Raw genomic sequence first — 14,535 nt, 5'->3', positions numbered from 1 at the left:
TAATGAGTTTTGCTATCCTTGCTGCTACCGCCAGCGATGCCGACTTCTGGTCCGCATATACGCTCACCGGCAGCTTCTCGTAACGGGTCTCTTCCAGTAAATTTAATCTTGCCATAAAAATGCTTGTATAATTTAATCTTGTTTAGCAACGGGAATTTGGCATAAAAAAAATCCTCACCGAAGTGAGGATTTACCAACCAATTAACTATAAAATTTAAATCCCTCAACGAGGAATAGTAGTACGCAGTTTTTAATGATCTTAAACTCATCATTGACACAAACTTACTAAAGATAATTTGATAAAACAAAATACTTTTTAAAATAATTTAAAAAGATTAATTTTAAAATATGAATTGTGGTAAAAGGTGCTTTAAACCGCTTCCCGCTGCTTTTTTACGCTTAAATAATAGATACCCAACCCAAGCCCGTAAGCCGCCAAACAAAACAAAGCCGCGTATGGGTTTTCTTTAAAAGAAATAAAGATGTTGATAGTTACAAACCAATAGGAGAGGATGAAGATCAGCGGTACTATTATGGGAAACCATTTGATGGTATATATGTCCGTAGTATCCAGCTCGCTGGTTTTTTTGCGCAGCATAAAAATGGCAACGGCGGCTACCGAAACACCGATGGTTTCAAAAAACATCACATATTTAAGCATATCGCTAAAGGAGCCTACAAAAAACAAGATCACCAATATGGCTATCACAAAAAAGCTCATGCCAAATTCCTGCACCTGCGTTTTTGGGTTCAGTCGTTTAAATATCGGCGGTAAAATACCATCCTCGGCCATGGCATAATAAACCCTCGGGCTGGATAGGATGTTCACGTTTACATAAGCCACTACCGATATAAACATGAGTATGGAGGTGATCTTAGAGCCGGTGGTGCCAAATATGAGCCCTGCCATAGTTGCCGCAAGGGTATGCGTTTGCTGTAAGCCGCCGATGCCCAGCACCGCGTAGTAGGCATAATTAATAGCGAGGTATAAAGTGATAACAGTACCTATCCCGATGAATATAGATCTCGGGATATTCTTTTTTGGGTTGATGATATCGCCGCCAAAGTTGATGGTTTGCGCATAACCGGTATAGGTGAAAAAAACAGCCACCAGGCTTAAGCCAAAAGCGGTGATCACATTGCCGCTATGGGGTGTGGCTGCAATTCCATGGGCAGGCACAGTACCGCTTTTAAATATGGCGGTGCAAAGCACTACTATCATCCCGGCCTTAAATATGGTAAGCACGTTTTGGGTGCGCGCGCTGAGTTTTATCCCCAAAAAGTTAATGCCGTAAAGCACCAGTACCGTTAATATGGTGGTGAGTTTTGTCCCCATGCTGTTTTGCATACTCGCCGGCAATAAAATGGGATTGATATATTCTGCACCTAATAAGGCCACAGCCGCTACAGATGCCGCGTTGCTGATCACCAGTACCCAGTTGATCATGAAGGCAAAAGCGGGGTGGTAGCAATAAGAGAATACTTTGTAAAAGCCGCCGGTAGTGGGGTAGCGCGCGCCTATTTCGGCAAAGGTTAAAGCGCCGCAAAGGCTCACCAGGCCGCCAAAGATCCAGGCACCGAAGAAGATCCAGGTGTTGCCGGCTTTTACGGCGACATCGCTCGGTGTGCCAAAAATGCCCATGCCTATCACCAGGCTTATCACGATCATCGTAAGGTCGAAACGGCTAAGCCTTGGTTTGATAGACATTATCTAATTGTTTATTTTTTAAATTTATATTTTAATTTTAAAAACTGTTTTAAATCCGTTAAATTCGTTCGTTGATTTTTTGTACTACCTACTTAATTGAACGGATTTGAAGCAAATTAAACAAATATTACTTAGCGGTATGTTGTTGTTTTGCATTGCACCTGCAATTGCACAGGGTAAAAAGCATCCCGTCGCCAAAAAACCACTTATTGTAGCTGTAAAGAAACCCGCTTATGGAAGCACCCGACTCAGGAATTTTCTGGATATAACAGCCCGGGCAAATGTTATTTTTAAATTCCCGGCCGGATTTAAAGAAATCCCCGCACCCGATAACGAAGATTTTTCTTTCGACTACGCGATGCAACTCCCTGGTAAGGATTTTGAGATCTGGTTCCAGGTGAAATCGCAAAAGGAGAATTACGCGGCATACCAGCGTACTTTAGGCAATAAAGAAACCATGCAGGCCAACCCCGATTCGCTGTATTTGGGCATTGGCACGGCTCATGCTTTGGCTTTTACAGGTGATAACGCTGCTTATTTTACACGCACTATCCCCCAAAAAATATGCGCCCGGTACAAAGCGGATGCAGGCAGATCATACTTGCTAAACCTGCTTGACCTGCCAGTTACCAAGCATTATAAATACGCGTTGCTGGTGACGTTACAAAAAGACCATACAGGTACCATCATAGCGGTTTGTTTCGCCAATGAAAAAGGCCCCGAATTTTTTAAAGACATGGATAGGGCCAGTAACTGCATAAAGTTTAAGCCCTAAATTTACAATGTTGATAAGTTAGCATATTTAAATATCAATTTAAGTGTGGGAACTTTATTTTTGCAACCGGGGCGTTTCGTTTCCCAATTTTTTAGAAAGATATGGCAGAGAATGTAGATTATAATGACGATAGTATCCGTTCGCTCGATTGGAAGGAACATATACGCCTAAGGCCCGGTATGTACATCGGTAAGCTGGGCGATGGTTCTGCTTATGACGATGGAGTATACGTGTTGCTTAAAGAGATCGTGGATAACTCGATAGATGAGTTTGTGATGGGATCTGGCAGAACGATAGAGGTTACCATGAGCGACCATAAAGTATCCGTGCGCGATTATGGCCGCGGTATTCCGTTGGGAAAGGTGATCGATTGCGTATCTAAAATAAATACAGGTGGTAAGTACGACAGTAAGGCCTTCCAAAAATCGGTAGGCTTAAATGGTGTGGGTACCAAAGCGGTTAACGCGCTTTCCAACTTCTTCACCGTACAAAGTTACCGCGACGGCCGCACCAAAATTGCCGAATTTGAAAAGGGCGAGCTAACGCGCGATGAGCCTGAAAAAGAAACCTCGCAGCGTAATGGTACCGCCATCAATTTTATCCCCGATGACACCATTTTTCGCCATTACCGGTTTATCCCGGAGTTTGTGGAGAACATGATATGGAACTATGTGTTCCTAAACTCGGGCCTTACGCTAAACTTCAACGGTAAAAAATACTTGTCGGAACGCGGCCTGTACGACCTGTTGGTGCGTAACGCCGATGCCGAAAACCTGCGTTACCCTATCATTCATTTAAAAGGGCATGATATTGAAATAGCCATGACGCACGGCCAATCCTACGGCGAGGAATATTATTCCTTTGTGAACGGGCAAAATACTACGCAGGGCGGTACCCACCAGGCTGCCTTCCGCGAGGCTGTGGTAAAAACCATCCGCGAGTTTTATGATAAGGATTACGATGCGGCAGATATCCGGGCGTCTATTGTGGCAGCTATCGCGATAAAAGTACAGGAGCCGGTTTTCGAATCGCAAACAAAGACCAAACTGGGCTCGCAAAATGTTGGTCCGGATGGCCCGTCAGTACGTACCTTCATTGGCGATTTTGTAAAGCGCGAACTGGACAACTACCTGCACAAAAATTCGGCAACCGCCGAGGCATTGAAAGCAAGGATACTACAATCTGAACGAGAGCGTAAGGATATTGCCGGCATCAAGAAACTGGCTAACGATCGCGCCAAAAAAGCATCGCTGCATAACCGTAAACTACGCGATTGCAAGATCCATTTCGACGATAACCACGAACGTAAGCAGGATACCACGCTGTTTATTACAGAGGGTGATTCGGCGAGCGGAAGTATCACCAAATCGCGCGATGTGCAAACCCAGGCGGTATTTAGCTTAAAAGGTAAGCCGCTGAACTGTTTTGGACTGACCAAAAAAGTGGTTTACGAGAACGAGGAATTTAACTTGTTGCAGCACGCGCTGAATATTGAGGACGGTATTGATAACCTGCGCTACAATAACATTGTGGTAGCTACTGATGCCGATGTGGATGGGATGCACATTCGCCTGTTGTTAATGACCTTCTTTCTGCAGTTCTTCCCCGACCTGGTGAAGGCCGGCCACGTGTCTATTTTGCAGACACCATTGTTTAGGGTTAGGAATAAAAAGGAAACCATTTACTGCTATAGCGACGAAGAGCGGCGCAACGCAATTGCCAAACTGGGCAACAAGCCGGAGATAACCCGCTTTAAAGGTTTGGGTGAGATCTCGCCGGACGAGTTCGGGCTGTTCATCGGTAAGGATATCCGCCTGGATCCTGTATTTTTGAAGGATGCCAATATCAAGGCATTGCTGGAATACTTTATGGGAAAAAATACGCCAACCCGCCAGCAGCATATTGTAAACAACCTGCGGGTAGAGAAAGACGATGAAAGCGTAAACCCGCTGATTGCCGAAAATTTAGATAGCGTGGAGTTGCCGGTGGCAAGTTAGGTATGAGGAAATTATATAATGTAGAGGCGCGATACTTCGCGCCTCTTTTTTGTTTTTTATAATAATAACCCTTATCTTGTATCCCCTCCTTTTTCAGAAGGGTTATACACATGACAGAACACGAAATAAAAATAGCCTTTAAAGAGTTCGATTCCGTTGAGGAATTGAACGATGAAGATCATAACCTTTGCCTGGAAGCTGTAAGCGCTTTGGCCAGTTCGCATTCGCCGTATTCAAAATTTAGGGTGGGGGCGGCTTTGCTGCTAAAAAGCGGCAAAGTGATCCATGCCAGTAACCAGGAGAACGTTGCCTATCCAAGTGGCCTATGTGCCGAACGTGTGGCGCTGTTCCACTGGGGCACCAGCCACGCCGATGATCCTATTATAAGCATGGCGGTGACCGCCAAAACGGATGATTTTCAACTTTTAAAACCCGTAACATCGTGCGGGGCCTGCCTGCAGGTAATGGCCGAATGCGAAAAACGCCAAAACAGCCCGTTTAAAATGTTGTTATATTGTATAGATGGCCCGGTTTGGGTTATCGACGGCGTACATAGCCTGATGCCCTTCATGTTTTTCGAGGAAAGATTATCGCAAGTAATATGAAAATAAGAATAATAGTACTGTTTATTTTAGCTACAGCAGGCATCAGCGCCCGTGCGCAAACCGGCTTCCCCTTTGATAACGAGATCCGCGATTTTAAGCATGCAGACAGCGTAAAATTCCCGCCCAAAAACGGTATTCTGTTTATCGGCAGTTCCTCTATTCGTAAATGGACAGATCTTGAGCAGCGTTTTAGCGATAAAGCCATCATTCGCCGTGGCGTAGGTGGTTGTACTTTGGAACAGCTGGTAGATTACTATACACCTTACATATTGTTCCCTTATCAACCAAAAAAGGTTTTTATTTACGCAGGCGAGAATGATATTGCTGCGGGTAAATCCGGCGTTTTTGTGGCAGAGGAGTTCACCAAGCTGTGGGCTATGCTGAGCCGCAAACTACCCAAGGCCGAAGTTTATTTTATGGCGGTAAAGCCAAGCCCGAGTCGCGCCAAATATTTTGATGAAGTGAAAATTGCCAACACCAAAATAAAGGCATTTTTAAGCGACAAAAAGAAGGGGCATTACATTGATGTAGCTACTGTAATATTAAAGCCGACCACCATGCAGCCCGATTCATCCTTATTTGAGGGCGACCTGCTGCACCTCAACAAAACCGGTTATGATAAATGGCAGGCGGTGTTACAGCCCTACGTAAAATAAGAAAGCCTCCCGATACATCGGGAGGCCTCACACTTAAACACTAAACTAAACTAATAAACTATTTAAAAACGCTGTACACGTTGGTTATTTTCCAGCCATCGCCGGTGTTTGCAACGGTTACATAATTGCTGCGGGTAAAGCCGTCGAATTTCATATCCACTTTTACCACTTTTACGTCGGCATTGCTTTCTACTACCTCAGTACTGGTGGTGCAGGTCTGCTCTACGTTTTTGTCGCCTTTAAAAAACTCCATCATTTGCTTTTTATCAAAGCTTAATACTTTGGTGCCGCGCAGCATGCTGAATTTTACAGACTGGTCGAGCACTTCGTTAAGGCCGTTTAATTTGCCACGCGTTATGGCATCTACGTAGGTGTTTATGGCGTGGGTAGCGGTAAGGTTTTCGTTTGATGGGATTGGGTTTGCTTTAACTGCGCCGCATACTAATAGTAAGGTTAAGCCCAGCATAATTGATTTTAATTTTTTCATGATATTTTAAGTTATTCGGTTGATATTATATACATAAGATGCACCCGGCGAGCGAAGTGTTACACCCCATGTGTTAAAATTTATCATTTAACAAACATTTAACATTTGCGTGTCAATCGTATATATTTGGCTATGGTTGATTTTACTACCATCATCTTACAATTTAACGAGTACGGCGATAAAACCGGCTGGACCTACATAGAGATCCCCGCAGATATTGCGGCGGAGCTAAAACCCAACGATAAACGCTCGTTTAGGGTGCGGGGATTTTTAGATGAAATGCCCATTGCGGGTATGAGTTTAATACCTATTGGCGAAGGGAAACACATTATGGCCCTGCGGCAGGAGATCCGCAAAGGGATCCGTAAAGAGAAGGGCGCGATGCTTAGGGTGCGGCTGGAATTTGACACGGATTTTAAACTGACGGTGCCCGAAGACCTGCAGGAGTGTTTTGATTTTGAACCCGAAGCGGCAGATTACTTTAACAGCATCACTAAATCGCACCAGGGGTATTTTATCAAGTGGATAAACGATGCTAAAACGGAAGAAACCCGCGCGAACCGGATAGCGAAAACCATCAACGCGGCGATAAGGAAAATGGACTACGGGGCGATGCTACGGGAGCAAACGAAGTTGAGGAAGGGGGGGTAGGGGGTTACACGTTGTATAGCTCTTTAATCAGCATATACATTTTTTTAGTCCCACCGAATATTCCCGACCAGCCTCTGTTGTTTCCATCTGCAAAAAAAGCTTGGGATTGCACACCAGTTTCGTCGTGGTAATCAATTTTTATCCAGTTATTTATAAAATCGCGTCCTTGTTTTCCATAAGAAATAGAAATTATCTGAGCTATTTTTATATCAGTCTTTTCTCCGGTGAATGATATTACATCTTTGAAAAAGGCTATCGTGCCAATGTCTTTCATGGCCAAATATTGGAATTGCTTCCATGTGTTTTCAGACGGTAAATACCATACCGTTTCTAATTGATTGCTCATTCGGGGTTAAAATAAATGTCTATGGCCAATATACAGCTAATTTTTTTTTATCCCTCAAAAACACCTGAATTTTAAAATTATCCTTGCGGTACACATCAATTTAGTGAATGTTATTTCTCTAAACCAAGTCCTTTGAATTTATTGGCTATCATATTCATTACCTCCTCATGCGTATGAACTCTGCCTGCTCTAACATCTGCAAGCCCCGCTTTGATACCTCTTTTTTCGGCCGGAGAAAGCTTGCATTTGCTTTCGTGATAAAGTTTTTTTAAATCCCATTTGGAGTTTATTTTAGCACTGGGCAATCGTTCGATCATTTGGGTTAATGTCAATTGCCTTTCCGGTTTTAATGCCGTTCTTTTTTTGTTTTTCACTGGTTAAATTTAGCAAACGCAATTGTTAGTTTGCGCATGATTGTGCATAAAATCTACACACCCACCCATCCTCTTATCTGCACATTTCCCTATCTTTACCCATCCAAATTTTTTGCTGAAGAATGAGTGACGATCTGCATCCTGATAATATTCCAAATGATAACGAAGACACCAAGCTTCCTACTATAACCACCCTCGACGGGCTCTACGAAAACTGGTTCCTGGATTACGCTTCTTACGTTATCCTCGACCGTGCCGTTCCGCATATAAATGATGGTTTAAAACCCGTACAGCGCCGTATCCTGCACTCTCTAAAGGAGATGGACGACGGGCGTTTTAACAAGGCGGCCAACGTTATTGGTAACACCATGAAGTACCACCCGCACGGGGATGCTTCTATCGGCGATGCCATGGTACAGATAGGGCAGAAGAATCTGCTTATCGATTGCCAGGGCAACTGGGGCGATCCCGTAACCGGCGACTCGGCAGCTGCCCCGCGTTATATCGAGGCGCGTTTATCCAAATTTGCGCTGGATGTTGTATTTAACCCCGATACCACCATTTGGCAAGCCAGCTATGATGGCCGTAACCGCGAACCGATCACTTTACCCGTAAAGTTCCCTTTACTGTTAGCACAGGGTGCCGAAGGTATTGCTGTTGGTTTGGCCACCAAGATTTTACCGCATAACTTTATTGAATTGCTTGATGCTTCCATCGCATCTTTGAAAGGTATCCGCCCCAACTTACTGCCCGATTTCCCTACCGGGGGCATGGCAGATGCTTCGGCATACAATGAAGGGCAGCGCGGTGGCAGGATCAGGGTTAGGGCTAAAATAGTAGAGCGCGATAAAAAAACGCTTACCATTACTGAAATTCCTTTTACCACCACCACCGGCAGCCTTATCGATAGCGTCATATCGGCCAACGATAAAGGCAAGATTAAGATCAAGAAAATTGAGGATAACACCGCGCAAAATGTAGAGGTTGTTATCCACCTGGCACCGGGCATTTCTCCTGATGTTACCATTGATGCGCTGTACGCCTTTACAGATTGCGAGGTATCGATATCGCCAAACACCTGCGTAATCCAATCAGATAAGCCGCGCTTTATGAGCGTGAATGATATGCTGGTGGAGAGCACCGTGTATACCCGCGAGTTGCTGAAAATGGAGCTGGATATCAAGCTGAAAGAGCTGATGGAAAAGATCTTCTTCAGCTCTCTGCTCAAGATCTTTATCCAGGAAGGGATGTACAAACACCCCGACTACGAAGGTTCATCAACTTTTGAGCTGGTGGTTGAGGCGTTAACCCGTTTGTTTACACCATTCTTCCCGCTGTTTTACCGCGAGATATTGCCGGAGGATTATAAGAAGCTGATAGATAAGCCGATGAGCAGCATCACCCGTTTCGATTTTAAGAAAACGGATGAGCAGATCAAAAATCTCGAGGCGGAAATAAAACAAGTAAAACATCATCTTAAACACCTTACCGATTATACCATCGCCTGGTTTGAAAAACTGCGCGATAAGTACGGAAAGGACCGTGGCCGTAAAACCGAACTGCGCACCTTTGATAAGGTGGAAGCGTCGCAGGTGGCATTGGCCAACGTGAAATTATATGTGAACCGGATAGATGGCTTCATCGGATCGGGACTGAAGAAAGACGAATTTGTTTGCGATTGCTCGGATATCGATGAGATCATCGTTTTCCGCGAAGACGGCAAGTTTGTAGTGACACGCGTGCAGGATAAGGTTTTTGTAGGTAAGGATATTTTGCACGTGGCGGTGTTTAAAAAGAACGACGAGCGCACGGTTTACAACATGATCTATAAAGACGGGCAAAGCGGCGTAAGCTATATCAAGCGCTTCTCGGTGACCGGCATCACACGCGATAAGGAGTACGATTTGACCAAGGGCAGTAAAGGCTCAAAAATGCTGTACTTTACGGCCAACCCCAACGGTGAGGCGGAGATAATAACCGTGCAACTAAAACCTCATGCCAAGCTCAAGAAACTAACTTTTGATGAAGATTTTGCCGTGCTGGCCATTAAAGGCCGTGGTTCGATGGGTAATATGGTTACCAAATACCCGGTTAAAAAAGTGCTGCTAAAAAGCAAGGGCGTCTCCACATTGGCCGGTCGCAAGATTTGGTACGATGAGATCCTGAAACGCCTTAACGCCGATGGCCGTGGCAAATACCTGGGCGAATTTGATGGCGATGATCGTATCCTTAACATCTTCAGCAACGGTACTTACGAGCTTACCAGTTTCGACCTCAATAACCATTTCGATGATAAAATGACGGTGATCGAGAAATACGATCCCGCAAAAGTATTCGCGGTAGTGCATTACGATGGCAAATCGAAAAATTACATGGTTAAGCGTTTTGTGTTTGAAAATACAGTTATAGGCAAGCAAACCAGCGTTATCAGTGATGAACCAGGCTCTAAGCTCATTATCATTTCTGGTGCGTCTCAGCCAATTGTTAAGATAGAACAATTGAAAGGCAAAGCCCTGGTGCCCGAAACCGCCGAACTGAATTTAGCCGATCTTATCGACATAAAAGGAATGAAGGCCATGGGCAACCGAATCTCCATCCATATAGTAAAATCGGTAGAGCTAATAGCAGAGCATGACGATGCCGAAGATGTGCCAGACCCGGCTCCTGATTCGGTAGAAGATACCGAGATAACCCTTACCGCCGAAGATAAGCAGGTAAGTGACCCTGCCCCGGCAGCACAACAATCGGCCCTGGCACCCGTTAAATCACAGGAACCGGTAAAGTCAGCAGAAGAAAAATCTGTGGAATCACCCCCAAAATCGGTGCAATCCAAAACAGTAGATTTCGAGATAACTAACCCGGACGATATTGATATTGACGACAAAGGCCAGCTGGGCTTATTTTAATTTGTGAGCGAGAAATGTTGAAGAAGATTATAATTTACTGCGCGCTGTTTTTAAGCGTCATCGCCCTAAGCAATGCCCAAACGGTAACCCATACCTTCGCCTTTGGCGATAACGATTTCCTGCTGGACGGCAAGCCGCTGCAGATGATCTCCGGCGAAATGCACTACACCCGCATCCCGCGCGAATATTGGCGCGAGCGAATGAAAATGGCCAAAGCCATGGGCTTAAATACCATTGGTACCTACGTGTTTTGGAACGCCCACGAAATGGTGCAGGGCAAATATGATTTTACCGGTAACAACGATATTGCCGAATTTGTACGCATAGCCAAAGAAGAAGGCCTTTGGGTAGTATTGCGCCCCAGCCCCTACGTTTGCGCCGAATGGGAATTTGGCGGCTACCCCTGGTGGTTGCTAAAAGACAAGGATATGAAGGTGCGCAGTAAGGACGGCCCCTTCATTAACGCCTACCGCAGCTATATGCTGGAAGTTGGTAAGCATCTGGCGCCGCTGCAGATAAACCATGGTGGTAACATCCTGATGGTGCAGATAGAGAACGAATACGGATCGTACAGGAATGATAAGGAGTACCTGGCCCAAAACGAAAAGATCTTTCGCGAGGCGGGTTTTGATGGCCTGCTGTTTACCTGTGATGGTCCATCGCAAATGCCGGCGGGCTACCTGCCGGGCTTTTTACCAGCCGTAAACGGCGAAGACGACCCTAAAAAGGTAAAGGACCTCATCAACAAATACCACAACGGCAAAGGCCCCTATTACATAGCGGAATGGTACCCGGGTTGGTTTGATAGCTGGGGTAAACCCCACAGCGGCAGTAATGCCGAGGCCGATGCCAAAAAGCTGGATGAAGTGTTATCCGCAGGGATCTCCATCAATATGTACATGTTTCATGGTGGCAGCACGCGCGATTTTATGAACGGTGCCAACATGAGTAAAAGCGAGCCTTATTCACCGCAAACATCCAGCTACGATTACGATGCTCCATTGGATGAGGCTGGCAACCCCACCGCGAAGTATAACATGCTGCGGGCGGTAATAGCCAAACATCTGCCAACTGGTCAAACCCTGCCCGATGTGCCCGGCAAAAAAAGAATGACCTTTGCTTTGGAAGTGATCAATTTAACAGGTAAGGCAAACCTGTTCAGCAATTTGGGGCTGCCGGTAGAAGCTGAAAAACCGATGAGCTTTGAAGACCTTGACCAGGGCTATGGTTTTGTATTATACCGCACCACTTTAAAAGATGCCGTAAGCGGTTTGCTTAAAGTAAAAGAACTGCGCGATTACGCTACCGTTTACCTCAACGGTAAACGCATCAATGTATTGGATAGAAGATTAAAACTGGACTCGCTTCAACTTAACAGTCCAACGCCTAACAGCGTATTGGATATTTTGGTAGAGAACAATGGCCGCATTAACTACGGCCCTTACCTAACCGATAACCGCCAGGGCATTACCGATAAAGTTATCCTGAACGGGCAGGAATTGCTTGGCTGGAAAATGTATAAATTCCCATTTACCACGCTTGCCGGGATGAAGTATTTACCTGCACAGGCCGGAGATGAGATAGCGCAACCGGCACTTTACCGCGGCACATTCTCGCTGCGCGGATTGGGCGATACCTATTTGGATATGCATGGCTTTGGAAAGGGTTTCGTGTTCATCAACGGGCATAACCTGGGTAAATACTGGCAAATTGGCCCGCAGCAAACGCTGTATGTACCAGCGGCTTGGTTAAAGAAAGGGACCAACGAAGTGGTGGTTTTCGACCAGTTGAAGGCAGGCCACACCGAGCTGTCAACCTTTGACCACCCGGTACTGAACGAGCTGCAAAAAGATTGATATAAAAAATGCTGCTAAACGCGGCATTTTTATATTTTTGGAATAGTTATCACAATAAGCCCAACTTATGTTTCTGCATGGCGACTATATGTACTATATACCTGTTGGTTTGCAGGCCGTATGCGCTTTCCATTCCTACCGGAACGGTACGCTGCAAAAATGGATCTGGCTGATCGTGTTTTTGCCGGTGATAGGCAGTTGCATCTATCTTTACCAGGAAGTGCTAAATAATCGGCGCATTAACGCCCCTAAAATAGATGTGAAGGCAGTATTTAACCCCGGCGTTAAACTGCAGCGGCTGGAAAATGAAGTCCGCTTTACCGATACCTTCGCCAATCGCATTAAACTCGCGGATGCTTACCTGGATGCCGGCTTTACCGAAAAGGCGGTTGATATTTACAAAGCCAGCCTTACCGGGGCTTTCGACGAGAACGAACATGTAATGGCAAAGCTGATAGTGGCTTATTACAAACTGGAGCGTTACCCGGAGATCTTACCCCTTGCCAAAAAATTGTATAAACTGCCGCAATTTGCCCGCTCGCGTGCGCATATTCTATATGCCATGGCGCTGGAGCAATTAGGGGATACCGATGCCGCCGAAAACGAATTTAAGGCCATGAAAGGCCGATATTCTTATTTTGAACAGCGTTACCAGTACGGGCAGTTTTTAATACGGCAGGATAGAATAGAAGATGCCGAAAAGATCTTTACCGATATGCTGGATGAGCAACCCCACCTGAGCGCGGTAGAGAAAAAGAGCAGCCGGCAATGGTTTATTAAAGCAAAGGAAGACCTGATGAAAATATACCAGTAATAAAAAATGCCCCGGATACCGGGGCATTTTTTATTATAAATTTTGTGTTGCTCTGAGATTACAGGATCAGGATCAATACCAAAATAATGATGATGATAGCACCTATAGAAAGGTAAACACCACCGCCACCCATAGCCTGGGCTTCGTGTTTAAGGCTTTTTAACTCAGCTTTCAATTCTTTTTTCTCAGCCTTGTTCAAATCAGATTTGTCCATTGCTTTTATCTCGTTTACGCGAGTTTTAATTTCTTCAATACGCGCATGTTTTTGCTCGTCGTTCATTTTAGCGGCAGCTTCTTTGAAAGCTTTTTTGTCGTCAGTAAAAGTTGCAGCATTTGAACTGAATGATGCTACCATAAGTAACATCGTTACGGCGAATAGATAAATTTTCCTTTTCATAGCATTAATTGTTGAATGTTTTTAATGATAAGTACAAAAGCTAAAGGAATGTTTATTAAAGTAAAAAAAACTTTAAGTTACTATAAACTAATGTAAAAAGAAGCCTCGAAAACGTGTCCAACAGCTATTTTTTGAATGGCTTCTTTGTGCTTAATATCCTTTGGTTCGCCTGCTGAATCAGCGCAGCCCAGCCACGGCTCGATGCACAGGAAATCGGCACCGGGTTTTGCCCAAAGGCCCAGATAATTAAAATGCGGGAACTCTACCGATAGACTATGCTCATGTTTATCACTTTTGATGGTCACCATGCGCGATTTAAGATTCTTTAAAACCAGCGCGTCTTCCGCGAACAACTCGCGGGTAAGGTATAGTTTCTTGTTTTTAATGGCCACCGGGTGGGTTTCGCCATTAAATAATCCTTCGGCGGATAAAAGATGTGTATCTAATTTCTCGTTGCTTTCAAACTCAACATAGTAATCCTCATAGCTTTCGCCGGCACTAAACGGCACATTAAAAGCAGGGTGGCCCCCTACGGAAAAGTAAACCGTTTTTTTATCCCGGTTGATGAGTTTGTAGGTTACTCTCAAGGCATTTTCTATCAGGGTGTACATCACCTGGAAATCGAATTTATAAGGATAAACCTCCAAAGTTTTTTCGCAGTAAGGCAAAGAGAATGATGCCGATACATCGTTGCTTTCCAGCTTTATAAATTCCGATTGGCGGGCAAAGCCATGCCGTTTCATGCTGTACTTTTCGCCATCAACCAGTAACTCATCATTCGCAAGTTGCCCCACTATCGGAAACAGGTTTGGCGCGTGCCATGGCCATACGGTGGGGTCGGCTTGCCACATGTGTTCGGCACCGGTTGCTTTGTTGTGTAAGGAACTTAACTGCGCTCCTTTGGTATCGATGGATACCTTAAGGAATTGGTTTTCGAGGATCGTCATTATTCGTGATATTTCT

General features: G+C 44.9%; 14 protein-coding genes and 1 pseudogene. 8 read left to right on the top strand and 7 right to left on the bottom strand.

Annotation, left to right across the window (positions count from 1 at the left end):
* Together EPL05_RS24420 and EPL05_RS22495 are read right to left on the bottom strand one after the other, a co-directional pair.
* Positions 1-115 (bottom strand): annotated as a pseudogene (locus tag EPL05_RS24420) (glucosamine-6-phosphate deaminase); the annotation flags it as partial.
* Positions 116-370: 255 nt separating this feature from the next.
* Positions 371-1,708, bottom strand: coding sequence for an APC family permease (locus EPL05_RS22495; protein WP_128536241.1), 1,338 nt, complete (start codon positions 1,706-1,708; stop codon positions 371-373).
* Positions 1,709-1,814: 106 nt separating this feature from the next.
* Here EPL05_RS22495 and EPL05_RS22490 point away from each other — a divergent pair, with 106 nt between their 5' ends.
* The 4 genes from EPL05_RS22490 to EPL05_RS22475 all read left to right on the top strand — a co-directional run bounded on the left by EPL05_RS22490 (position 1,815) and on the right by EPL05_RS22475 (position 5,741).
* The gene (locus EPL05_RS22490; protein ID WP_128536240.1) at positions 1,815-2,483 is read left to right on the top strand and encodes a hypothetical protein; all 669 of its coding nucleotides are present in this window, start codon (positions 1,815-1,817) and stop codon (positions 2,481-2,483) included.
* Positions 2,484-2,584: 101 nt separating this feature from the next.
* Positions 2,585-4,480 carry a DNA topoisomerase IV subunit B gene (locus EPL05_RS22485; protein ID WP_128536239.1) on the top strand — a complete coding sequence of 632 codons (1,896 nt, stop codon included), beginning with the start codon at positions 2,585-2,587 and terminating at the stop codon, positions 4,478-4,480.
* A 110-nt stretch (positions 4,481-4,590) separates the two neighbouring features.
* Positions 4,591-5,085, top strand: coding sequence for a cytidine deaminase (locus EPL05_RS22480; protein ID WP_128536238.1), 495 nt, complete (start codon positions 4,591-4,593; stop codon positions 5,083-5,085).
* Positions 5,082-5,741 (top strand): GDSL-type esterase/lipase family protein, encoded by a 660-nt coding sequence (locus tag EPL05_RS22475; RefSeq protein ID WP_128536237.1) that lies wholly within the window; start codon positions 5,082-5,084, stop codon positions 5,739-5,741. Before EPL05_RS22480 ends, EPL05_RS22475 begins: the two co-directional genes overlap by 4 nt.
* Before the next feature lie 58 nt (positions 5,742-5,799).
* On the opposite strand, the gene EPL05_RS22470 is transcribed toward EPL05_RS22475, so the two are convergent.
* Positions 5,800-6,228 (bottom strand): nuclear transport factor 2 family protein, encoded by a 429-nt coding sequence (locus EPL05_RS22470; protein WP_128536236.1) that lies wholly within the window; start codon positions 6,226-6,228, stop codon positions 5,800-5,802.
* A gap of 132 nt (positions 6,229-6,360) precedes the next feature.
* On the opposite strand from EPL05_RS22470, the gene EPL05_RS22465 reads away from it, so the two are divergent.
* Positions 6,361-6,879, top strand: a complete 519-nt coding sequence (locus tag EPL05_RS22465) for a YdeI/OmpD-associated family protein (RefSeq protein WP_128536235.1) — start codon at positions 6,361-6,363, stop codon at positions 6,877-6,879.
* A gap of 4 nt (positions 6,880-6,883) precedes the next feature.
* Here EPL05_RS22465 and EPL05_RS22460 read toward each other — a convergent pair whose 3' ends face one another.
* Together EPL05_RS22460 and EPL05_RS22455 are read right to left on the bottom strand one after the other, a co-directional pair.
* Complete coding sequence (locus EPL05_RS22460; RefSeq protein ID WP_128536234.1) at positions 6,884-7,225, bottom strand: hypothetical protein; 342 nt, start codon at positions 7,223-7,225, stop codon at positions 6,884-6,886.
* Between the two features lie 110 nt (positions 7,226-7,335).
* Positions 7,336-7,599 carry a hypothetical protein gene (locus EPL05_RS22455; RefSeq protein ID WP_128536233.1) on the bottom strand — a complete coding sequence of 88 codons (264 nt, stop codon included), beginning with the start codon at positions 7,597-7,599 and terminating at the stop codon, positions 7,336-7,338.
* A gap of 122 nt (positions 7,600-7,721) precedes the next feature.
* On the opposite strand from EPL05_RS22455, the gene EPL05_RS22450 reads away from it, so the two are divergent.
* The 3 genes from EPL05_RS22450 (at position 7,722) to EPL05_RS22440 (ending at position 13,175) form a co-directional block, all read left to right on the top strand.
* Positions 7,722-10,505, top strand: a complete 2,784-nt coding sequence (locus EPL05_RS22450) for a DNA gyrase/topoisomerase IV subunit A (RefSeq protein ID WP_128536232.1) — start codon at positions 7,722-7,724, stop codon at positions 10,503-10,505.
* A 14-nt stretch (positions 10,506-10,519) separates the two neighbouring features.
* Positions 10,520-12,361: a glycoside hydrolase family 35 protein gene (locus EPL05_RS22445; RefSeq protein WP_128536231.1), complete on the top strand. Its 1,842-nt coding sequence runs from the start codon at positions 10,520-10,522 to the stop codon at positions 12,359-12,361.
* Between the two features lie 67 nt (positions 12,362-12,428).
* Complete coding sequence (locus EPL05_RS22440) at positions 12,429-13,175, top strand: hypothetical protein (protein WP_128536230.1); 747 nt, start codon at positions 12,429-12,431, stop codon at positions 13,173-13,175.
* A 58-nt stretch (positions 13,176-13,233) separates the two neighbouring features.
* On the opposite strand, the gene EPL05_RS22435 is transcribed toward EPL05_RS22440, so the two are convergent.
* On the bottom strand, positions 13,234-13,572 hold the full coding sequence (locus EPL05_RS22435) for a hypothetical protein (RefSeq protein ID WP_128536229.1): 339 nt from the start codon (positions 13,570-13,572) through the stop codon (positions 13,234-13,236).
* A gap of 80 nt (positions 13,573-13,652) precedes the next feature.
* Positions 13,653-14,519 carry an aldose 1-epimerase family protein gene (locus EPL05_RS22430; RefSeq protein WP_128536228.1) on the bottom strand — a complete coding sequence of 289 codons (867 nt, stop codon included), beginning with the start codon at positions 14,517-14,519 and terminating at the stop codon, positions 13,653-13,655.
* Positions 14,520-14,535 lie beyond the last annotated feature (16 nt).

Origin of the sequence: Mucilaginibacter gilvus, from assembly GCF_004054195.1 — a bacterium.
Lineage (GTDB): Bacteria > Bacteroidota > Bacteroidia > Sphingobacteriales > Sphingobacteriaceae > Mucilaginibacter > Mucilaginibacter gilvus.
Note: the sequence above shows the minus strand (reverse complement) of the source record. Positions and strands in the feature narration are given on the sequence as shown.

Excerpts from the sequence above, each read along its gene's own strand:
- EPL05_RS22495 (WP_128536241.1), bottom strand. The coding sequence starts at position 1,708 with ATGTCTATCAAACCAAGGCTTAGCCGTTTCGACCTTACGATGATCGTG.
- EPL05_RS22485 (WP_128536239.1), top strand. The coding sequence starts at position 2,585 with ATGGCAGAGAATGTAGATTATAATGACGATAGTATCCGTTCGCTCGAT.
- EPL05_RS22480 (WP_128536238.1), top strand. The coding sequence starts at position 4,591 with ATGACAGAACACGAAATAAAAATAGCCTTTAAAGAGTTCGATTCCGTT.
- EPL05_RS22475 (WP_128536237.1), top strand. The coding sequence starts at position 5,082 with ATGAAAATAAGAATAATAGTACTGTTTATTTTAGCTACAGCAGGCATC.
- EPL05_RS22470 (WP_128536236.1), bottom strand. The coding sequence starts at position 6,228 with ATGAAAAAATTAAAATCAATTATGCTGGGCTTAACCTTACTATTAGTA.
- EPL05_RS22465 (WP_128536235.1), top strand. The coding sequence starts at position 6,361 with ATGGTTGATTTTACTACCATCATCTTACAATTTAACGAGTACGGCGAT.
- EPL05_RS22460 (WP_128536234.1), bottom strand. The coding sequence starts at position 7,225 with ATGAGCAATCAATTAGAAACGGTATGGTATTTACCGTCTGAAAACACA.
- EPL05_RS22450 (WP_128536232.1), top strand. The coding sequence starts at position 7,722 with ATGAGTGACGATCTGCATCCTGATAATATTCCAAATGATAACGAAGAC.
- EPL05_RS22445 (WP_128536231.1), top strand. The coding sequence starts at position 10,520 with ATGTTGAAGAAGATTATAATTTACTGCGCGCTGTTTTTAAGCGTCATC.
- EPL05_RS22440 (WP_128536230.1), top strand. The coding sequence starts at position 12,429 with ATGTTTCTGCATGGCGACTATATGTACTATATACCTGTTGGTTTGCAG.
- EPL05_RS22435 (WP_128536229.1), bottom strand. The coding sequence starts at position 13,572 with ATGAAAAGGAAAATTTATCTATTCGCCGTAACGATGTTACTTATGGTA.
- EPL05_RS22430 (WP_128536228.1), bottom strand. The coding sequence starts at position 14,519 with ATGACGATCCTCGAAAACCAATTCCTTAAGGTATCCATCGATACCAAA.